General features: G+C 65.3%; 21 protein-coding genes. 17 read left to right on the top strand and 4 right to left on the bottom strand.

Translation table 11 applies throughout. The features are described from left to right. Nucleotides 1-54 precede the first annotated feature (54 nt). The 12 genes from ACFWPX_RS08415 to ACFWPX_RS08360 all read left to right on the top strand — a co-directional run bounded on the left by ACFWPX_RS08415 (nt 55) and on the right by ACFWPX_RS08360 (nt 12,842). A complete protein-coding gene (locus tag ACFWPX_RS08415) occupies nt 55-495 on the top strand; it encodes an SRPBCC family protein (RefSeq protein WP_378926829.1) in 441 nt (146 codons plus the stop codon). Between the two features lie 28 nt (nt 496-523). Continuing rightward, nucleotides 524-1,393 carry a MaoC/PaaZ C-terminal domain-containing protein gene (locus tag ACFWPX_RS08410; protein WP_378926828.1) on the top strand — a complete coding sequence of 290 codons (870 nt, stop codon included), beginning with the start codon at nt 524-526 and terminating at the stop codon, nt 1,391-1,393. 102 nt (nt 1,394-1,495) lie between these two features. Continuing rightward, on the top strand, nt 1,496-2,377 hold the full coding sequence (locus ACFWPX_RS08405) for an SDR family oxidoreductase (RefSeq protein WP_378926827.1): 882 nt from the start codon (nt 1,496-1,498) through the stop codon (nt 2,375-2,377). A 17-nt stretch (nt 2,378-2,394) separates the two neighbouring features. Further along, on the top strand, nt 2,395-3,651 hold the full coding sequence (locus ACFWPX_RS08400; protein ID WP_378926826.1) for an acyl-CoA dehydrogenase family protein: 1,257 nt from the start codon (nt 2,395-2,397) through the stop codon (nt 3,649-3,651). A gap of 100 nt (nt 3,652-3,751) precedes the next feature. Continuing rightward, entirely contained in the window at nt 3,752-4,618 is an 867-nt protein-coding gene (locus tag ACFWPX_RS08395; protein ID WP_378926825.1) for an alpha/beta fold hydrolase, read from the top strand. Nucleotides 4,619-4,689: 71 nt separating this feature from the next. Then, on the top strand, nt 4,690-5,541 hold the full coding sequence (locus ACFWPX_RS08390; RefSeq protein ID WP_378926823.1) for an SDR family oxidoreductase: 852 nt from the start codon (nt 4,690-4,692) through the stop codon (nt 5,539-5,541). Between the two features lie 27 nt (nt 5,542-5,568). Next, nucleotides 5,569-7,335 (top strand): AMP-dependent synthetase/ligase, encoded by a 1,767-nt coding sequence (locus ACFWPX_RS08385; RefSeq protein ID WP_378926821.1) that lies wholly within the window; start codon nt 5,569-5,571, stop codon nt 7,333-7,335. 61 nt (nt 7,336-7,396) lie between these two features. Next, nucleotides 7,397-8,902: an aldehyde dehydrogenase family protein gene (locus ACFWPX_RS08380; protein ID WP_378926820.1), complete on the top strand. Its 1,506-nt coding sequence runs from the start codon at nt 7,397-7,399 to the stop codon at nt 8,900-8,902. 42 nt (nt 8,903-8,944) lie between these two features. Next, nucleotides 8,945-9,478, top strand: a complete 534-nt coding sequence (locus tag ACFWPX_RS08375) for a gamma carbonic anhydrase family protein (RefSeq protein ID WP_378926819.1) — start codon at nt 8,945-8,947, stop codon at nt 9,476-9,478. 158 nt (nt 9,479-9,636) lie between these two features. Further along, on the top strand, nt 9,637-10,989 hold the full coding sequence (locus ACFWPX_RS08370; protein ID WP_378926818.1) for a DUF1254 domain-containing protein: 1,353 nt from the start codon (nt 9,637-9,639) through the stop codon (nt 10,987-10,989). 90 nt (nt 10,990-11,079) lie between these two features. Beyond that, nucleotides 11,080-11,646 carry a hypothetical protein gene (locus ACFWPX_RS08365; RefSeq protein WP_378926816.1) on the top strand — a complete coding sequence of 189 codons (567 nt, stop codon included), beginning with the start codon at nt 11,080-11,082 and terminating at the stop codon, nt 11,644-11,646. Between the two features lie 143 nt (nt 11,647-11,789). Then, nucleotides 11,790-12,842, top strand: coding sequence for a dihydrodipicolinate reductase (locus ACFWPX_RS08360; protein ID WP_378926815.1), 1,053 nt, complete (start codon nt 11,790-11,792; stop codon nt 12,840-12,842). Nucleotides 12,843-12,861: 19 nt separating this feature from the next. Here ACFWPX_RS08360 and ACFWPX_RS08355 read toward each other — a convergent pair whose 3' ends face one another. Further along, on the bottom strand, nt 12,862-13,446 hold the full coding sequence (locus ACFWPX_RS08355) for a QsdR family transcriptional regulator (protein ID WP_378918016.1): 585 nt from the start codon (nt 13,444-13,446) through the stop codon (nt 12,862-12,864). Nucleotides 13,447-13,516: 70 nt separating this feature from the next. On the opposite strand from ACFWPX_RS08355, the gene ACFWPX_RS08350 reads away from it, so the two are divergent. From ACFWPX_RS08350 to ACFWPX_RS08330, 5 genes are all read left to right on the top strand, one after another. Next, entirely contained in the window at nt 13,517-14,680 is a 1,164-nt protein-coding gene (locus ACFWPX_RS08350; RefSeq protein ID WP_378926814.1) for an acyl-CoA dehydrogenase family protein, read from the top strand. Between the two features lie 9 nt (nt 14,681-14,689). After that, the gene (locus tag ACFWPX_RS08345) at nt 14,690-15,817 is read left to right on the top strand and encodes an acyl-CoA dehydrogenase family protein (protein ID WP_378926813.1); all 1,128 of its coding nucleotides are present in this window, start codon (nt 14,690-14,692) and stop codon (nt 15,815-15,817) included. Nucleotides 15,818-15,984: 167 nt separating this feature from the next. Beyond that, a complete protein-coding gene (locus ACFWPX_RS08340) occupies nt 15,985-16,653 on the top strand; it encodes a DUF3159 domain-containing protein (RefSeq protein WP_378926812.1) in 669 nt (222 codons plus the stop codon). A 282-nt stretch (nt 16,654-16,935) separates the two neighbouring features. Next, entirely contained in the window at nt 16,936-18,213 is a 1,278-nt protein-coding gene (locus tag ACFWPX_RS08335) for an alpha/beta fold hydrolase (RefSeq protein WP_378926811.1), read from the top strand. Between the two features lie 208 nt (nt 18,214-18,421). Then, nucleotides 18,422-19,108, top strand: a complete 687-nt coding sequence (locus ACFWPX_RS08330) for a TetR/AcrR family transcriptional regulator (protein ID WP_378918007.1) — start codon at nt 18,422-18,424, stop codon at nt 19,106-19,108. Between the two features lie 30 nt (nt 19,109-19,138). Here ACFWPX_RS08330 and ACFWPX_RS08325 read toward each other — a convergent pair whose 3' ends face one another. The 3 genes from ACFWPX_RS08325 to ACFWPX_RS08315 all read right to left on the bottom strand — a co-directional run bounded on the left by ACFWPX_RS08325 (nt 19,139) and on the right by ACFWPX_RS08315 (nt 21,218). Next, complete coding sequence (locus ACFWPX_RS08325; RefSeq protein ID WP_378926809.1) at nt 19,139-19,339, bottom strand: hypothetical protein; 201 nt, start codon at nt 19,337-19,339, stop codon at nt 19,139-19,141. Nucleotides 19,340-19,374: 35 nt separating this feature from the next. After that, the gene (locus ACFWPX_RS08320; protein ID WP_378926808.1) at nt 19,375-20,448 is read right to left on the bottom strand and encodes an oxygenase MpaB family protein; all 1,074 of its coding nucleotides are present in this window, start codon (nt 20,446-20,448) and stop codon (nt 19,375-19,377) included. 197 nt (nt 20,449-20,645) lie between these two features. Beyond that, entirely contained in the window at nt 20,646-21,218 is a 573-nt protein-coding gene (locus ACFWPX_RS08315) for a hypothetical protein (protein ID WP_378926807.1), read from the bottom strand. Nucleotides 21,219-21,227 lie beyond the last annotated feature (9 nt).

The raw sequence follows: 21,227 nt of genomic DNA, 5'->3' as shown, positions 1-21,227 counted from the left end.
GGAATTACGTGAAATACCCACCCACACCATCACACTCGACGAGGAGTATCCGTCATGGGACACATCGAAGCCAGCGCCACCCTTTCCGCCAGCCCCGAAGCCCTGTGGGCCGTGGTCGCCGACCCGCAGACCTGGGACCGGTGGTTCTCCATCCATGAGCGCTGGATCGACGAGCCGCCTGCCGTTCTCGCGCCCGGCGCCAAACTGGTCGCCAAGATCCTCATGCTCGGCATGGCCAACAAGATCGAATGGGTCGTCGAAAGCGTCGAGGCCCCGAACAAGCTGGTGCTGGGCGGCACCGGCATGGCCGGCGTGAAGACCAACTTCACCTTCAACATCAACGCCAACCCCGAGGGCGGCTCCACCGTTCTCGTCGAGGGCGACTTCGAGGGCGCCCTCATCAAGGGTGCGCTGGGCAAGGCCGTGGAGAAGGACGGCCGCAAGCAGCTCGACAAGTCGCTAGAGGCGCTCGACACGGTCGCTGCGACTGTCTGATTCAGCGAAGCCCGAAGGAGAAGCCCTCATGGCCGAACTGGAATTCAACGACGAAGGCCTGAACGTCTGGAGCGATGACGACAGCTTCGCGGTAACCCGTGAACGGATCGCCGAATACGCTGCGGCCACCAACGATCCCATCCCGGCGCACCTCGCCGGTGACCACGGTTCGCCCGTGTTCGCCATCGTGCCGGTGTTCGACTCGATGATCGACCCGGCCGTCGAGGTGGTGCCACTCGAGATCTTCGGCCGTGGTCTGCACGGTGAGCAGGATTTCCACTTCCACCGCCTGCTCGAGCCGGGCGAGACCCTGGTCTCGCACGCGAAGATGGTCGGCTACGAGGGCCTCTCGAACGGCACCCGCGCGGTCGTGTACGTCGAATGTCGTGGCGAGGACGGCGAACTGGTCAACCACCAGTACGTCACCATGTTCTTCCGCGGTGCGGATGCCAGCAACGGCCGCACCGTCGGTGAATTGGGGCCCGGCCACAAATTCGACGAACAACTGCGGGCACAGGCGCCGGTCGCCAAGATTGTCCAGCACGTCGACGACGACCAGACCTTCCGCTACGCTCCCGCTTCCGGCGACCCGGTACCGCTGCACCTCGACGACGAGGTCGCCAAGGACGCGGGCCTGCCCGGCATCATCGCGCACGGCCTGTGCACCATGGCGTTCGCGTCCTGGGGTCTGCTGACCGAGCTCGCAGACGGCGACACCAGCCGGTTGCAGCGGCTCGCGGTCCGATTCTCCAAGCCGGTTCTGCCCGGCCAGGACATCGAGACGACGATCTGGCGGCTCGGCACCGACAACGGTGTCACCAGCTACCAGTTCGAGACCCGCGTCGGCGACGACGTGGTCCTCAAAGACGGTCGCGCGGAGATCGCCGACAGCGAGTAGTCGCAAGTCGTTGCGCCGGAACACCATTCAGCAGACCATTCCCTCGGTCCGGGTGGCTTCGGCCATTCGGACCGAGGGAAATACCAACAGGAGCAAACGCACATGGGTGCATTCGAAGGAAAGGTCGCCGTCGTCACCGGCGCGGGCCGCGGCATCGGGCGTGAGCACGCCCTACTGTTCGCCAAGGAAGGCGCATCGGTTGTGGTCAACGACCTCGGCGGCAGCAACACCGGCGACGGCGCCGACGCAGTCCCCGCGCAGGAAGTGGCGAACGAGATCATCGCCGCCGGTGGCAAGGCCGTCGCCAACACCGACAACATCGCGACCTGGTCGGGCGCGCAGAACCTGATCGCGCAGGCGATCTCGGAGTTCGGCAGCCTCGACGTGGTCGTCAACAACGCGGGCATCCTGCGTGACGCGTTCATCGCCGGCATGGAGGAGTCCCAGTGGGATTCCGTCGTCGCTGTGCACCTGAAGGGACACGCGGCGGTGCTGCACCATGCGGCCGCGTACTGGAAGGAACAGAGCAAGGCGGGCAACCAGCCCGACGCCGCGGTGATCAACACCGCGTCGGCCTCCGGTGTCACCGTGCCCAACGCTGGGCAGGGTAACTACGGCGCCGCCAAAGCAGGCATTGCCGCGCTGACCCAGGTCGCCGCGGAAGAGCTGGGCCGCTACGGCGTGCGCGTCAACGCGATCGCCCCGATCGCGCGTACCCGCCTCACCTTGGCCACCCCCGGCATGGGCGACATGATGGCCGCCGAGGCGCAGGACGCCGAGGCAGAGGGTGGCTTCGACGCGTTCAGCCCCGCCAATATCTCCCCGCTGGTGGCCTACCTGGCCTCCGAGAAGTGTGCGATCACCGGCAAGGTGTTCGCCGTTCAGGGTGGCGCGATTTCCGAACTCGCCGGCTGGCACGACGTGAAGACGATCGAAGCCGACGGCCCCTGGCTGATCGACGACATCGCGTCGCGTCTGCCCTGAATCGTAGGAGAACAACGATGTTCGAATGGTCCGAAACCGATGTCATGATTCGCGACGCACTGCGCGAGTTCATCGACAAGGAAGTCCGCCCGAACGTGGACGCGCTGGAGAGCGGGGAAATGTCCCCCTACCCGGTGATCCGGAAGATGTTCAGCGAGTTCGGTATCGACGCGATGGCCGAAGAGATGGTCGGCAAGATGCTGACCAAGCAGCGAGCCAAAGCCGATTCCATCGCCGCGGGTGAGCCGCAGCCGGAGAAGCCGACGAAGAAGAAGTCCGGCGGCGATCCCTTCGGCGGCCAGGCTTCCATGGGTGCTGTGCTGGTCAGCGAGCTGTCCGGGGTGTGCATGGGTCTGGTCACCGCGATGGGCGTGAGCCTGGGCCTCGGTGCCACCACGATCATGTCGCGCGGCACCCTGGCGCAGAAGGAGCGCTGGCTGCTCGACGTGGTCACCATGCGCAAGGTCGCGGCGTGGGCCATCACCGAACCGGATTCCGGCTCGGATGCCTTCGGCGGCATGAAGACCTACGTCCGTCGCGATGGTGAGGACTACATCCTCAACGGCCAGAAGACCTTCATCACCAACGGCCCCGACGCCGACGTGATGGTGGTCTACGCGAAGCTCGACGAGGGCGACGCCGGTGTCGACAAGCGTGACCGCAAGGTGCTCACTTTCGTGCTCGACAAAGGCATGGAAGGCCTCACCCAGGGCAAGCGCTTCCACAAGATGGGCCTGAACTCCTCGCCCACCGGTGAGCTGTTCTTCGACAACGTGCGTCTGCCCAAGGACCGGCTGCTCGGCGAGACCGAGGAGCACAAGGGTGGCGACGGTCGCGAAAGCGCCCGCTCCAGCTTCACCACCGAGCGCATCGGCGTGGGCTTCATGGCGCTGGGCATCATCAACGAGTGCCACCGCCTCTCGGTCGATTACGCCAAGAGCCGCAAGCTGTGGGGCCAGGAGATCGGCCGTTTCCAGCTGGTCCAGCTCAAGCTGGCCAAGATGGAGATCGCCCGCATCAACGTGCAGAACATGGTGTTCAACTCCCTCGAGCGCGGCGGCAAGCTGTCGCTGGCCGAGGCGTCGGCCATGAAGATGTACTGCTCGGAAGCGGCCACCGAGGTCGCGATGGAGGCCGTGCAGTTGTTCGGCGGCAACGGTTACATGACCGAGTACCGGGTCGAGCAGCTGGCGCGTGACGCCAAGTCGCTGATGATCTACGCCGGGTCCAACGAGATCCAGGTGACGCACATCGCCAAGGGCTTGCTCGCCTGACGAGTGGAAGTAGCCGCGTCCTCCGCCATCGAAGCTGTGGCGGCGGACGCGGATTTGCAATCACCGGGTCGCCCCGGTAATCGAGACAGAAGGCAGGGCAATGACGCCAGGCAGCAGTCACAGCACGGTGACCGAGTCGGTCGAAACATACGGCGGTGTGCGAACGCGACAGCTCAGTGTCGCGGGTGAAGGGCCCGCGATCGTGCTGGTGCACGGAACTTATGACCGGGCGGATACGTGGAGGGGCGTTCTCGAACGTCTCGCAGAGTTGGGCCGCCGCGCCGTTGCGGTTGATCTTCCGCCGGTGCATGAGCGCCGGTTCGGTGAATCGGTGCTGCCTGGTCTGGATGCGTATGTCGCCGCGGTGGTGCGTGCGAATGCGGGCACCGAGGGCGTGGTGTTGTGTGGAAACTCGTTGGGTGCGGGCCTCGCTCTGCGAGCGGCGCTGAATCCTGGACTGCCCATTCTGGCGGCAGTCTCGTTCGATGTTCCCGGTTTCGGATACAGCCGGTTGATCACGGTGACGATGGGCTCGTTCGGTCCCCCCGAATCACTGCTGTCCAAAATCCGTGTGCCCGCCATTGTGTTCCGCAGCCGATTGGCGGTGGCTCTTGTGCAACGCGTGCTCTACGGGCGCGGTCGACCGAACTCTCCTGACGACGCGATGCACTTCCTCGAGTTCTTTGCGCGAACACGGCCGGTCGGCCGCTTGATCGCGAGCGCCCGCGCGTTGCTGCGCGAATTCGACGCCGGTTACCCGGACGGGGAATTGCCGCCCACCCTGATCGTGCACGGCAGGAGGGACAAATTGATTCCGCCGTCCGCCGCACATCGCGCGCAGTGCCGATTCCCATCGGCCGCGGTGCGGATCCTGCCCGGAGTCGGTCACTGCCCACAGTTGGACGTGCCGGATGCCGTCGCGCGCATGATCCTCGACTGCGATCCCGGCACCCGCCGAACCGCATGAATACCACTGTTGTGCAGAGCAACAATCCGTGATCGACAAGCCGGATCGATCGGCAAGTCGACAAGAACCGAATGGGAGACGAAATGAGTTCGGCGGGAAACATTTCTGGCAAGGTCGTGGTGGTCACCGGCGGCGCGCGTGGGATCGGATACGCGACCGCGCGGCTGCTGCGCGACCGCGGTGCGCTGGTCGCCATCGGTGACATCGACAAGTCACAGGTCGACAAGGCCGGATCCGATCTCGGGCTCGAGGTGTTCGGGCGGCTCGATGTCACCGACCGGGTGTCTTTCAAATCCTTCCTCGATGAGGTCGAACGGCGGCTCGGGCCGCTGGACGTGTTGATCAACAACGCGGGCGTCATGCCGGCGGGTCGATTTGCCGAGGAAGCCGATCGGGTCACGCGACGCATTCTCGACATCAATGTCTACGGTGTGGTGCTCGGCAGCAAACTGGCGGCGCAGCGCATGCTGGGCCGTGGCACCGGCCATGTCATCAATATTGCCTCTCTCGCTGCCGAGACCCCGACGCCGGGATTGGCCACTTACTGCGCGAGCAAGGCCGCGGCGCTGTCGCTGACCGATGCGCTGCGCATCGAACACCGTGACACCGGGCTGGAATTCTCGGCGGTGCTGCCGTGCTTCACCAACACCGAACTGGTCGCGGGCACTCAGGGCGCCAAGCTGGTGCCGAATGCGGAACCCGAGGATATCGCCGAGGCCATCGCCGAGCTCATCTGCGATCCGCGCCCGCGCGTCGCGGTCACCCGCCTCGCCGGTCTACTGGTCGGGGCGGGGAGGGTCCTGCCCGGCCAGGTGACCGAGTTCTTCCAGCGTCGACTGGGTATGACGCACGTCATGCTCGACGGCGTCGACGTCGAGGCCCGCCGCGCCTACGAATCACGCGCGCGCGGTCTGGATGGCTGAGTCGGTGCGACGAATGGAGAACTTCCTGTGACCGATCAGCCGATCAGCCTGTGCGCCGCCTTTCAAGCGACAGCTGCGCGTTTGCCCGACCGAGTCGCGCTGCGCGGACCCGGCGGCACGGCGTCGCTCACCTGGCGGCAGTACGCCGACCGGGTCCGTGACCTCGCAACCGGACTGTCGGCGCTCGGCGTCGCCGCTGGTGACACCGTCGCCATCATGCTCACCAATGTCCCGGAATTTCATCTGGCCGACACCGCGGTCCTGCACACCGGGGCCACCCCGTTCTCGATCTACAACACCTTCACCGCCGAGCAGATCGCACATCTGCTGGCCAATGCGGGCAGCCGGGTCGTGATTACGGAGTCACAATTCCTCGAGACCGTTCGGGCCGCCGATATCGCGGGAGGCATCGAACACATCATCTGCATCGACGGCCCGGCCGCGGCGACGCTCACCATCGACGACGTGGCGGGAATGGTAGCCCCGGACTTCGATTTCGACGCCAGTTGGCGTGCCGTGGGACCGGATTCGCTGCTCACCATCGTCTACACCTCCGGAACCACCGGCCCGCCCAAGGGCGTGGAACTCACGCACGCGAACATGCTGGCCGAATTCCAAGCGGTGAAGCAGCTTTTCGATGTTCGTCCGGAAGACACGGTCATCTCTTATCTGCCGGACGCACACCTGGCGAACCGAGCGTTCTGCCATTACAACAATCTCCTGGAGGGCGTCCAGGTCACCACGGTCGCCGACCCCAAACAACTGGTCAGTGCCTTGCCGCAGTTGCGGCCGACGCTGTTTCTTGCGGTGCCCGCGATCTGGTACAAGATCAAGGCTGGTGTGGAAGCGCTTGTTGCGCAGGAACATCCGGTCAAGCGAACGTTGGTGTCATGGGCGCTGGGCGTGGGCCAGGAGACGGCCCGGCTGAATTCCGACGGCCTGTCCGTCCCCACTGGTTTGGGAATCCAGCATCGGGTAGCCGAGCGGCTGGTGCTGAGCACCCTGCGGCGGCGGATGGGCATGGACAGGGTCCGCGGGGGACTCACCGGTGCCTCACCTATCGCGCCCGAGGCGATGACCTTCATCATCGGGTTGGGAATCCCGGTGTGCGAAGCCTGGGGGATGACCGAGACCTCAGCAGTGGCCACCGTCAATCCGCCCGACGCCATCCGCCTCGGCACGGTCGGACGGGCCCTGCCGGGCAGTGAAGTCGCTGTCGCCGAGGACGGGGAACTATTGGTGCGCGGCCCGCTGGTCATGCGCGGCTACCGCAACGATCCGGAGCAGACCGCCGCCGCGATCGACGCCGACGGCTGGATGCACACCGGCGACGTCGGCTCCATCGACGCCGACGGCTACGTCCGAATTCTGGATCGTAAGAAAGAACTGATCATCAATGCGGCAGGCAAGAATATGTCGCCATCGAATATCGAAGGGGCGGTGCGTGTTTCCTGCCCCCTCGTCGCGGCGGTAATCGCCATCGGCGACAACCGCAAATACGTGACGGCGATCCTCACCCTTGACCCGGACGCCTGCGCGGCCTACGCGCAGCGTCACGGGCTACTCGACCCCACACCTGCGGCACTGGCCACCAACCCCGACGTGGTCGTGGCCATCGAGACGGGCATCGCGGCCGCGAACCATCGCCTCTCGCGGGTGGAGCAGATCAAGAAACACACTGTGCTGCCCGTGATCTGGGAGCCCGGTGGTGACGAACTCACCCCGAAGATGTCGCTCAAACGCAAGGTCATCACGGAGAAGTACGCCGCCGAGATCGAGGCCATGTACCGCTGACCGTGTCGATGCGTACCCGCACCCGGGCTACCGCCGAACATCATCTACGAGGAGCTCGACCGTGATCGAAGTCCACAACCCTGCTGACGGCCGGATCGTCGGCACGGTCGCCGACACCGACCCGGCGCAGGTCGCAGCGGTGGTCGCGCGGCTCCGGTCCGAACAGCCGGCGTGGGCCGCCCTCGCGCCGTCCGAACGCGTCGAATGGATTCTGCGACTACAGGATTGGATCTTCGCCAATTCGGCCGAGATCGCCGACCTCATGCAGGCCGAGACCGCCAAGCCGCGCGTAGACGCGGAGGTCGAACCGATGTTTGTGGCCGAGGTGATCGGCTACTACGCCGCGAACGCCGCACGCTTCCTGGCTCCTGAGCAGCCACGCCCGCATTCACCGGCGAACCTGTCGAAGAAGCTCGCCGTCACCTACCACCCTTATCCCGTGGTCGGCGTGATCACGCCGTGGAACTACCCGCTGGCGCTGCCCGGGATAGATGCGGTGCCCGCTCTGCTCGCCGGGGCCGCTGTGGTGATCAAGCCCTCGGAGGCGACACCGTTGAGCGCGCTGGAGCTTGCGCGTGGCTGGGCCGAGATCGGCGCGCCGCCGGTGCTGGAGGTGATCACCGGCCGAGGCGCGACGGGCGCGGCGGTGGTCGACGCCGTCGACTTCGTCCAGTTCACCGGATCCACGCGCACCGGGAAAGCGGTCGGACACGCCTGTGTCGACCGCATGATTCCCTACAGCTTGGAATTGGGCGGCAAGGACCCGGCCTTGGTGCTCGCCGATGCCGATATCGACCGGGCCGCGCGGGGAATCGCGTTCGGCGGCATGCTCAACGCCGGCCAGATGTGCACTTCGATCGAGCGGGTATATGTCGACGACGCGGTCTACGACGAATTCGTGGACCGCCTCGTCGAGGTGGTCGGCGAGCTTCGGATGGGGGTCGACGACCGCGAGTTCCGATATGACATCGGGCCGTTGATCGATTCCGCCCAGGTCGAGATCGTGCGGCGGCACACCGCCGAAGCGGTGGCCGCCGGGGCCCGCGTGGTCGTGGGCGGCGCACCGACCGGTCAGGGAAATTTCTTCGAACCCACCGTGCTCGTCGACATCGATCACAGCATGAGCTGCATCGCGGAGGAGACCTTCGGGCCCACGCTGCCGATTGTTCGCGTCGCCGATGAGGACGAAGCTGTGCGGCTGGCCAATGACTCCCCATACGCCCTGTCGGCGACGGTTTGGACCGGTGATCGTGCCCGTGGCGAACGGGTGGCGAGTCGCCTGGAGGCCGGAACGGTGAACATCAACGACGCGCACGTGAATCTGTTCAATCTCGCTGTGCCGATGGGTGGTTGGAAGCAGTCCGGTGTCGGTGCCCGCTTCGGCGGCGCGTACGGGATCCGCAAGTACTGTCGTGCTCGTGTGGTGACGGTGGACCGGCTGCCGGTGGCGAAATCGCCGTCGGAACTGCTGTGGTTTCCCTATTCGCGCCGTAAAGCCGGTCTGGCACTGGGGATGATGCGCGCGTTGCGTGCCCGCGGCCTACGCGCCCGAATCGGAAAACACTGAATGCTGAGAAAAACACTGAATGCTGAGAAAGGAATTTCGGCTATGCCGCTGTATTCGTTCGAAGGTAAGAGCCCCGTCGTCGCCGAGGACGCGTTCATCGCGCCGACCGCGACGCTCGTTGGTGACGTGACGGTGGAGTCCGGCGCGTCGGTCTGGTACGGCGCGGTGTTGCGTGGCGACTTCGGGCCGGTGATCGTGCGCGTCGGCGCCAATGTTCAGGACGGTTCGGTGCTGCACAGCACCCCGGCCGCGGTGTGTGAGATCGGCGCGGGCGCCACGATCGCGCATTTGTGCGTGATCCACGGCGCCACGATCGGCGCGCAGGCCCTGATCGCCAACGGCGCCATCGTGCTCGACGCCGCCGTTATCGGTGCGCGTTCTCTGGTGGCAGCGGGATCGCTGGTGACCGCGGGGACGGTGATCCCCGAGGAGGTGCTCGTCACCGGCAGTCCCGCGAAGGTGAAGGGTCCGATCGCGGGCACGACCGCCGAGTTCTGGGTCAACGCGAATCCGGTCGCCTACCAGGATCTCGCCCGCCGCCATCGAACCGGTCTCACGCCGGTCGGCGAGGCATGAGCGGGTCTGAACCGACGTCGTGTTTCGGCGAATCTTGGATCACCCGCAACGGATGAGGCGGTGACGTTGCGTCAGGGCCAGAGTGAACCTGGGACGCGGGCCCGGCACTGTCGTCGGGCCTGAAGCCACGATCCGATCCGTCGTGCGAGGAGGCCTTCATGGGTGAGCCGGTTGACCAGCAGTTGATCCTGGACGCGTTCCTCTACGTCCAGCCGCTGGTGGAGACCCGCCGCCAGCACCGGATGCACAACGCCAGGTTCGGCCCCGACAACGCGCTGACCGCGTTCCGGCATCTCCTGGACGACACGGTACGCACAGTACCAAGCCCCAACAGCGACACTCTCTACACCGCCTTCGGCTATACCCTCGCCGACGGTCCACTGGTGGTCGTGTTCCCCGAGGTCGAACCCGACCGCTACTACGTGCTGCCGTTCTACGACGCGTTCACCAACGTCTATGCCTCCTACGGCACCCGAACCGGCAAGTCGGAGCCAGGCCCGCACCTGCTCGTCGGCCCCCGTTACGAGGGCGAGGTACCCGACGGAATGCCGGTGATCCAGTCGCCCACCGAGTGTGGTGCCATGCTGGGCCGGTTCCTGGTCTACGGTCCCGACGACCTGTCCACCATCCACGCCATCCAGGACTCCATGTCGGTCACCACCTTGGCCGACTGGAAAGCGGGCAAGCGCGGCATCACCTACACCGAAGCAGGCGACCGATCATGGCCCGAACGCGGATCGACGGTGCCCGGCGTCAAGGCCGACCCCGTTGAATTCTGGAAAGCCGTAGGCGAGATGATGCCTGGCACCCCGATCCCCGAACGCGACCGCGCCCACTTCGACCGATTCGCCGAACTCGGTCTGACCCGTGACGGTTTCACCGAACCGACGGACCCGGCCGTGCGTGATGGGCTCTATCAGGGCACGCTCGACGGCTGGCAGTTCCTCACAGACATGGGCGCCGACCAATCCAAGGCTGAGCAGCTCGGCGTGCATTTCCTGCACCGGAACGGCTGGGACTGGTCCGCGGTCGGCGGCGACCCGGACAACACCGGCGTTCGCGACTACGGGACCGACTACACCCTGCGGGCCTGGGTGAACCTGCTCTACTACGGCATGCTGCCGCCCGAGGAAGCGCTGTACCCGACCACGTTCTACGACGAGCACGGCGAGCGGATGAACGGGGCCGCCCACACCTACACCCTCACCGTCGACACCGCGAACCTGCCCAATCACCCCGCCGGGTTCTGGTCGGTCACGATGTACGACCTCGACGGCTACCTGGTGCCCAATGACCTGCACCGGTTCAAAATCAGCAGTCACAGCGAACTCCGCGCTGACCCGGACGGGAACATCACGATCACCGTCAGCCATGCCGAACCAACCGACGACAAAGCCAACTGGCTACCCGCCCCCGCGACCGAGTTCTACCTGATGTTTCGCGCCTACCTGCCCGTCACCGCCGTCGTCGATGGCACCTACCCCTTCCCGATCATCCGGCGCGCATCGTGAAAGCTGTTCTCGCCGAGAGGAGTCGAGGTACGTCGATGGCGATCGGGGTGAAGGCGCGCACATGTCGGATGCCGTTTCTATGATCTCGGCGTGACGCTCACTCTCACCGACCTTGTCGGCTATACCGATCGCGGCCTCGATGACGATCTCGCCCGCTGGTTCCCTGACGTCGAACCCGTCGTCGTCCCCGCCGAAACCCGTTCAGTTGCACCGTTTCTCGACAGGCTGGCACCTGCCGACGCTGCCGCGCTGGCGGCCTTCGACCGCCGGGTCCGTTCCGGTCGGCTGCCGCAGTTCCTCGACATCTTCGACTGGTCCTACGCGTTCGACTTCGCCGGCAACGGCTGCGGGATTCTCGATGCGGACTACACCACCGAACTGACCGACGCGGACGTGTTCTCCATCGGTGCCGACGGCGGCGGCAACCTCTATGTCGTGCTCACCACCGGTCAGGTCGCGGTGTGGTTCCACGAGGAGGATGTGGTCGAGGGCGGAACCCGTTTCGACAGCCTCGACGTCTTCCTCTGGTCGTATGTGCGCTACCGGGCGGTGCGCGCCGGCAAGCTCGCCCGCTCCGACGTCGAGGCCGACTTCACCGCGCTCGGTCAGGACGGCGCGCTGGCCGAGAACCTCGGATTGCTGAGCCTGATGGCCTAGGGCGCGGTCGCGGTGCGCCTTGGTGCCGACGAGCCGGTTCTGTCCGATCCGCCCGATCATTCTGGAACGTGTTCTAGTGTGGAAACCGGCCAGTGTCGGCTCTGCGCGGGCCGCCGCGCGGCAAGGAACAGCTAGGGGCGCTTGTGACCTATCGGGTAGTGCAGTGGGCGACCGGCGGCGTCGGGAAATCGGCGATCGCGGCCATCGCCCGGCATCCGGAACTCGAACTCGTCGGCTGCTGGGTCCATTCCGCGGACAAGGACGGCCGTGACGTCGGCGAACTCCTCGGTGGCGAGCCGATGGGCGTGGTGGCCACCACCGACACCGAAGCGCTGTGCGAACTGGACGCGGACTGCGTCGTCTACTCGCCGCTGCTCCCCGACAAGCAGCAGGTCCTCGCGCTGCTGCGATCGGGGAAGAACGTGGTGACACCGATGGGCTGGTTCCGGCCGACCGACCGCGATGCCGATCTCGCACTCGCCGCACGGGAGGCGGGGGTGACGTTGCACGGCACCGGCATCGGGCCGGGCGGAATCACCGATCTGTTTCCGTTGGCCCTGTCGGTGATGACCTCGGCGGTGACTTTCGTTCGGGCAGAAGAGTTCTCGGACATGCGCGACTACGAAGCGCCCGACGTCTTGCGGCACATCATGCGGTTCGGTGCCACGCCCGAGCATGTCAGGTCCGGCCCCATGCTCAAGATTCTCGGCGGTGGATTCATCCAATCGCTGCGACTGATTCTCGACGGGATGGGGTTCGATACCGACGCGGAGATCGTCACCACGCACGAGGTCGCGGTCGCGACGGCGGGTATCGACAGTCCGATCGGGATCATCGAGCCGGGGACCGTGGCAGCCCAACGGTTCCAGTGGGATGCGGTGATCGGTGGCGTGTCCGTCGCGCGGATCGCGGTCAATTGGTTGATGGGGGAGGAGAACCTCGATCCGCCATGGACTTTGGGGTCGGCGGGCGAACGCTACGAAGTGGCTGTCGAGGGCAGCCCGAGCACCCTGATGACCTTCACCGGATTCAACTCCGGCGCACCCGGGGAAACCACCCCTGGCATCGTCGCCACCGCCAACCACCTGGTGAATTCGATTCCCTACGTGTGCCGCGCCGAGCCGGGCATCGAAACCTATCTCGACCTGCCCTTGATGACCGGTCGAGCGCACCCCGACTTCGCCACCCGCAAGTGACTGCCCGGGTTCGGCCCGGTCAGGTCCGTAGCAGCGCGGCCTGGACCAGGCGCAACCGTTCCACGTCACCGCGGAAACCGGCCACGGCGTCGTTGTAGAGGAATGCTTCCCAGAGCCGGACCAGGGCGTAGGCGAGGGTGGCGCGCTCGATGGGCGGACGGTAGCCCTGCTCCTCGGCGCGGGCGATGAGTTGATCGACGATCGCGACGGCGGCCTGGTGGACGGGTCCGTCGCTGCGGGTGATCAGGCGCAGGGCAGCGGTGGATTCGTTGTCGAAATAGGTGCGCAGCGAATCGTCTTCGACCAGCCAGTAGATGGTGCGGTCGAGGATGTCGTTGAGCCGTTCGCCGCCGGTGACGGTGCTGTTGCGTTCGGCGTGGGCGATCATGCGCTCGAGCTGGTTGGCGATGGCCGCGCCGAGTAGGCCGTCGCGCGAGCCGAACCAGCGATAGATGCTGGTCCGGCCGAGGCCGAGGTGGGCGGAGATGGCGTTCACGTCGACCCGCTTGCCGGCCAGGAACATCTCGATCGCGGCTGCCAGCACATCTTCGCGGCTGGCCGCGGCCGGTCGTCCCGGCGCTCTGGTTCCCTCGGCTCGCGTCACACCGCTCAGCATAGGGGCTGCTCGGCGGCTGCTATTTGAAACATATGGACCTCTGTGTAACATACTCGCCATGCAATTGGCACTGACCGAGGACGAGCTCGCCTTCCGCGACGAGCTGCGTGCCTTCTTCCGGCGCGAAATCCCCGCCGACATCCGCAATCGAGCCAGGCACATGGCCGACCTCAGCAAAGACGACATCGTCGCCACCCAGCGCATCCTCAACGCGCACGGGCTGGCGGTGCCGCACTGGCCCGCCGCCTGGGGCGGCCGCGACTGGACTCCGGTGCAGCGCCACATCTGGCACGACGAACTGCAGCTCGCCTCGGTGCCGGAGCCACTCACGTTCAACACCAACATGATCGGGCCGGTGATCGCCCAGTTCGGTTCCGAAGAGCTCAAGCAACGCTTCCTGCCCGCCACCGCGAACCTCGACATCTGGTGGTGCCAGGGCTTCTCCGAGCCCGATGCCGGGTCCGACCTGGCCTCGCTGCGCACCGTCGCCGTGCGCGACGGCGACGACTACGTGATCAACGGCCAGAAGACCTGGACCACCGCTGCCCAGAGCGCGGACTGGATGTTCTGCCTGGCCCGCACCGACCCGTCCGCACCCAAGAAGCAGGCAGGCATCTCGATGCTGCTGTTCCCCATGGATTCTCCCGGGGTGACGGTGCGCCCGATCGAACTGATCGACGGCAGTTTCGAGGTCAACGAGGTGTTCCTGGAGAACGTGCGAGTACCGGCGAACCAGCTGGTCGGCCAGGAGAACCAGGGCTGGACCTACGCCAAGTTCCTGCTCGGCAACGAGCGCACCGGCATCGCCGCGGTCGGCCAGACCAAGGTGCGGCTGTGGCTGGCCAAGGAATACGCCAAGCAGACCCGGCTCGACAGCGGCACCCTGCTCGACGACGCGGTCTTCGCGACCCGGATCGCCGAACTCGAAAACGAGCTGCTCGCACTGGAACTCGTGCAGCTGCGGGTCGTCGCGGGCACCACCGACGGGACGCCGGACCCGGTCTCCTCGATTCTGAAACTGCGTGGCACCGAGCTGCAGCAGGCGGTCACCGAGCTGCTCGTCGATATCGCGGGCTCCGATTCCCTCGCCCGCGAAGGCGACGCCGCCGACTGGGCGAGGCGCAGCACCGCCACCTATCTCAACTACCGCAAGACATCGATCTACGGAGGATCCAGCGAAGTGCAGCGCAGCATCATCGCCTCGACGATCCTCGGATTGTGAGACACGGCCATGGATTTCGAACTCACCACCGAACAGAACATGCTGCGCGACACCGTTCGCAGCGTGCTCACGCGCCACTACACCCATGAACACCGCGCCCAGGTCATCGCGGGCGAGCCAGGCTGGGACCCCCAGGTGTGGTCCACCTTCGCCGAGATCGGGCTGCTCGGGCTGACCATTTCCGCCGACGACGGCGGCATGGACACCGGGCCCATCGAGACGATGCTGGTCATGGAGGAACTCGGCCGCGTACTCGCGCCGGAACCGGTGCTGGACTGCGCGCTGCTGCCGGGCGCGATCATCAGCAAGGCAGGGTCGGCCGTTCAGCGCAAGGAACTGCTGCCGCTGATCGCCGAGGGTGCGCTGCGCCTGGCCTTCGCCCACGCCGAGCCAGGTGTGCGTCGACCGACGACGACGGTCGACACCCGAGCGGTGCGCGAAGGCGACACTTGGCAGCTCACCGGACGCAAACACCCTGTGCCCTACGGTGATTGCGCCGAACAGCTCATCATCAGCGCCGCACTGCCCGACGGCGGCACCGGCTTGTTCCTCGTCGACCCCAGCGCAACGGGTGTGACCAGGACAGGTTTCCGCACCCACGACGGACGACGTGGCGCCGACATCACCTTCGCCGACGCGCCCGCCGAACCGCTCGGCGCACCGGTCGACACCTCGGCCGTCATCGCCGAGATCACCGTCATCACCCAGGCCGCCCTCGGCGCCGAGGCGGTCGGCGCGATGGCCGAAGCATTGCGGCTCACCACCGAGTACCTCTCGACCCGTAAGCAGTTCGGTGTCGCGCTGCGCAGTTTCCAGACGCTTACCCATCGGGCCGCCGACATGTACGTCTCGCTGGAACTGGCTCGCAGCATGAACCTGTACGCGTCGATGTCGCTGGCCGACGGCACCGCCGATCCGATTGTCGCCGCCCGTGCGAAACTGCGGATCGGCCGCTCCGGCAGGCATATCGGCCAAGAAGCCATCCAGATGCACGGCGGTATCGGCATGACCGCCGAGTATCCGGTCGGGCACTACACCGCCCGCCTCACCGCGATCGAGCACACCCTCGGCGACTCCGGTGATCACCTGCGCTACCTCACGGGGCGTCTCGGCGAGCACCAGATGGTCGATATCTGAGGCTTGGGCGCGGCAGCCCGGTTCCAGGTACGCCATGACAAAAGTCATGGCGTACCTGTGACCGCGTCATGGTCAAATCATGATGGCGCGCACTGTTTTTCGTCATGTTCCACGGCCAGGCTTGTCAGCGTGAAGGTACGAGCGCACACCCTGACGAGGAGAACGACATGACCATCTCCGATCGACACTCGCACAAGCTCGAACAGGCCGACCGGACCCAGGCCCTACTCGACAAACTCGGCGGCACGAAGGGCATGATCTACACGGCGGTACCGATCGTCGTGTTCGTAGTCGCCAATGCCCTTGTCGCACTGCCCATCGCGATCGGAACGGCTGTTGCCGTCGCACTGATTCTCACCGCACTGCGTGCGACCAGCGGCGAGCCGATCGCACAGGCGAGCGGCGGACTCGCAGGCGTCCTGGTCGCCGGTGGCGTCGCCGCGTGGACCGGTTCCGCGAACGGATTCTTCCTCGTCGGTATCTGGTCGAGCCTCGCCGGAGCGCTGATCACACTCGTCTCGGTGCTGGCCCGGCGGCCACTGACCGGCATGCTCTGGAACCTGTTGCACAGCAACAAATATCGCTGGCGAGATGATCGACGGGTACTGCGCCTGCACGACATCGCGACGCTCACCTTCACCGCCCTGTTCGCTGCCCGCTACATCGTCCAGGACAGGCTCTACGACACTGACGCCACCGGCTGGCTCGCCTTCGCCAAAATCGCCATGGGCACACCACTACTCGCACTCGCCGCGCTGGTGACAGTGCGGGCTTTCCGCCGCACCACCGAGCGACTGGTCGTTGCTACCAGCGACCGGCCTGTCGAGAGGGTCTGACCGATGCGCCACACATTGGCAATCTCGGCCATGCTGGTATCGCTCACCCTGGCCGCGTGCACCTAGACCCCGGTCTCGCCGCAATCGCAGCAGCCACCTGCTCCACCATCGGAACTGGAGCGCTTCTACGCGCAAGATCTGCAGTTCGGAGCGTGTGCGGGGTACGCCACGACTGCTGCCGACGAGGCCGCCATCGCAAGCAACCCGAATTTCCGGTGTGCCCGCCTCGAAGTGCCACTGGATTACCACGACCCCACCGGACGCACGGCACGGATCGCCGTGATGAAAGCGCCCGCCCGCGGTGAACCCCTCGGTTCGTTGCTACTGAATCCAGGTGGGCCCGGCGGGCCGGGGGTCGGCATGGCCGCGAGCACCTCGACAGCGTTGCTGGACAGCCCCGTCACCGAGAAGTTCGACCTCATCGGCTTCGATCCCCGCGGCGTCGGTGCGTCCACACCGGCCATCGACTGCCTCACCGACGAAGAGCTGGACAACGGCGGTCCCGATGTCTTCCCCAGTGCGTCCGTCGGCGGAAAATGGACCGAGCACGACACCAGGACCCTGGTCGAGCGGTGCGCCGAACGATCAGGCGGCGAGGACGTGCTCACCCATGTCGGTACCCGCGACGCAGCTCGCGACATGGATGTTCTGCGTGCCGCGCTCGGTGACGAGAAACTGAGCTTCCTCGGCCAGAGTTACGGCACCAGACTCGGAGCGGTCTACGCCGAAATGTTTCCCCGGAATGTGCGGGCAATGGTCCTCGACGGCGCCGTCGACCCACGGCTCGGTACTGCGGAAAGGCGAATTTCACAGTTCACGAGCTTTCAACGCGCCTTCGATGCCATGGCCACCGACTGCGCCACTCGCCCCGAGTGCCCGCTCGGAACAGACCCGGTCGCGGCCGCGGTGAATCTTCAGAAGGTCATCAGCCCGTTGATCGACCAGCCGATCCCCGCCGGTGCGGGACGGCAACTGACGTACAACCTGGCTATCGGCGGAGTCATCGTCGGTTTGTATGATTCCGCCGCGTGGCCGGCGATCACCAGAGCGATCACCGAAGTCGGTACCGGTCGAGGAGACATCTTCCTCGCTCTCAACGATGTGTTCGCTCAGCGGACGCCGGACGGCCGCTGGCCCAACTTCAACGAGGCGCTCTATGCCATCAACTGCATGGACGAACAACGCCACACCCCCGAACAGGAAACCGAGCTTCGGCGCGAGATCCACCGAGTCGCACCGTTCATGAACCCCGGCCGAGGGGCCGACGGCGCGCGTGACGGGTGCGAATCCTGGTCGGCCGCACCGACTCTGGACTACCCGTACGCCACCGACATCGAGGGTTTGCCCGCGACATTGACGATTTCGATCACCGGCGACCCGACCACTCCATACGAGGGTGGCATCAGCCTGGCGAATGCGCTCGGCGGCAGCATGCTGACGGTCGAGGGCGAACGCCACACCATCGCCTCGGCAGGAACCAGCCGGTGCGTCGACGACATCGTCGCCGCGTACCTCATCGACCTCAAAACCCCACCGGTACAAGCGCGCTGCGCAGTGTGACCCATGAAAGCCGAAACGAGGATATCCGGCCCATGATTCGGCCCTCGAATCCGCTGAGTTCGTGCTGAGTCCCTCCGAATCGCGAATTTCGTGCGAGCGGTGATGCTAATTCCCGTTCCCGAATGAACGAATTCACGCGGCGGTTGTTCGGGTATTTCTCCAAGAGGGATTGCTGACGGCAACTGCTGGTGTGAGAGATGATGTTGTGGTGAGTACCGAGAGTCTGCCGACCAACGCTCGCCCGAAGCGCCGCAACGGGCCGCGGCTGCCGCCGGATGAGCGGAGAACCCAACTGCTCGACGCCGCGCTCCGTGTCGTCGGTGATGCCGGGCTCGCGAACCTGACCATGCAGGCAGTCGCCAAGGAGGCGGGCGTCGCCAAGCCGGTGCTGTATGCGATGTATCCCTCGGCACCGGAGTTGGTGGCGCACCTGCTGCACCGGGAACATTCACGGGGAATGGGACAGGTCTTCGCGGCCATGCCGCGTGACCTGCAGGAATCCGATCCCGACCGGGAGTACGTCGCGGCAGTGATGGCCTTTCTCGAATCCGTGGCCGCGGCGCCTACCCGCTGGAGGCTGATTCTGCTGCACGCCGATGGTGCGCCGACCGATTATCGCGAGCTGCTCGGCGCGGCTCGCGACAAGCTCGTCGATCAGTGTGTCGAGCTGTTGACGGCGGGTTTCGCGGTGCGTGGTGGCCCACGCGAGGCCGATGTCGAACTGATCGCGCACGTCATGCTCGGGTTCACCGAAGTGCTGGGCCGAATGGTGTTGTCGGATCCGCAACGCTTTCCGCCCGAAAGATTGCGTGCCACTGTGCGATCCATGGTTCATACCTTGCCCAACGATCCCGACGCTGTTCGAGCGGGCGACCCCGATACTCGGTCTGATTGAGCCGAGAACTATCGGATTCGTGCCGGTCGATTACCGCAGGTCGATATCGGCGATGATCAGCACCGGCCACGCGATTACCTCGCCGATGAGGGAGAACACCCGGTCGAGCCCGTGCAACTCGCCCACATGGCTGTTATGGGTGATCAACCAGATCACTCCGATCGCAAAATAGGGGACGCCACCGGCGATTGCCAGGTACATCATCTGACGGATGCTGATCTGTCGTTCCATGATCTTTGTCAACACTGTTGCTCTCTATTCGGTATTCAGGCGATGTCGCCGAGGATCGGCTGTGACTCGATGAGCCCCTCGTCGGAAGGGGGTAGGCCCTCGCCCAGCACGCGGTTGCGTTGTTTCTCACGGAGTGCGTGGTGGGCTTGTGACGGGATGTCGTATCCGTATGTCTTCTGCGCCTGTCGGGGTGTCATCGTCACCGGATTCTTCGGCGCGACCGCGCGCAGCACCGGTGCCGCCACCGGCACGGTCGAGGGGGAGATCAATTGCAGCAGCAGCAATTGCAGCCGGATGTTCAAGCTGACCACCGTCATCGCCGCGCTCAGCCAGGGGACAACGAGCAGGTCCAGCACGCGCCCGGTCGGCAAGCCGGCCATCTCCCGCATCCAGCGCGGCATCGTGGCCAAGGTTCCGCGCCGAAGGAACGCCGCGACGATCTTGAACAGTGGTCGCAGCACGAGCGGCATCGGCGGCAACATCACCTCGGCGTCGAGGAGATGATTCATCGCCTTCTTGGCGATATCGGATCCGATGAGTTCCGGCCGCATGCGTTCGAAGTATTGCGCGACGCCCTCGCGAGTGCGGGGAATATCGGCTGTATCGCAGGTTTGGAGTTCGGCGGCACGGGCGCATTCGTGCCAGTACTGCGATTCGTCGTCCGCGCTGAGCCTTCCCGGCCCGAATTTCTCGTAGGCGATCAGCAGTGAGTGCCACGCGGTGAGGTGAATCCACAGCTGTGATTGCGGATCGTTCGCGTCGTAGTACCGACCGGTCACTGGGTCGATTCCCACCGCCTTGGAATGGATCTTGACCAAGATATCGGCCGCGCTTGCCGTCGACCGGCTGTCGGCGAACATCACCATGGCGAAGTAGCGCAATGTCCGGTCGTAGCGGGTGCGGGGGCGGCTATAGATCGCGCTGGTCTTGTCGACGGCTGCGATCAATGCGGGATCGAGTTCCTCGATGACGACAGCTCGCTGAAAGCCGATGGTCAATCCGGTCGGGTAACTCCATACCCGCCACGCGACGGAATCGGGTCCGAAGAATCCGTAGTCCTCGGCCGGTTCCACCGCCGGTAGCGACAACCAGGTGCGTAATGTTGCCATGCGATTCTCCCCAAATTTCTTGCTGTCGATCGCGAGCCGGTCGAATCAATTACTACTCGCGTGTAGCTTTCAAGTAATACGATAGCAGTGCATATCGCGAGCCGCTACGGGTCGCACGGCATTTTTCGAACGAAAATGCCGGACGGACATCTCATTTCACGATCGACAGACCATTTCGTACACCAATATCCTGTCGATCAGTGCGAAAGCGTCGGGGTGCTGACTTCGCTGACAAGCCAGCGGCCGGCGTCTTTGCGCAGGGACATGCTCACCGAGAGCTGTCCGGGAGCGGGCGCGCCTTTGGTGCCGAGGCTGGTGATGGTCTGATTGATGACGGCCACCGCTGTCGCGGAGGTCTCGTCGGCGGACTCGATGGCGCAGGTGACCTTGCCTACTGTCGAGACGACCTGCCCCTGGGTGAGCACGTCGCGCAGATCCCTACTGGTGGCATCGAATTCGGTCTTCCAGCTGCCGGTGGCACCCGCCAGCACCGCGGCGAAATAGGTGTCGAGATCGTCGGCGTCGTAGCGAGCCAGCGTCGGGGCGTAGGTGCAGGCCGCCTGGAGCGCAGACTCGCGCGCCTGTTCGCGGGCGCGGATCCGGTGGTTGTCCACGGCGAGGAAGGAAGCGGCCGCGACGGCGACGACAGTGATCACCGCAGCCGCCGGGATCATGATGCGGTGGAGGGTAATTCGCCGAGGTCGCATATTCGGTTCGGTGGTATCGGAGGTCGAGTCGTCGGTAGTAGGTGGCTGGAGATCGGTGGTCATGGGTACGTC

It is taken from the genome of Nocardia sp. NPDC058518 (assembly GCF_042719655.1).
GTDB lineage: Bacteria > Actinomycetota > Actinomycetes > Mycobacteriales > Mycobacteriaceae > Nocardia.
This window is presented reverse-complemented; position numbering and strand designations above follow the sequence as displayed.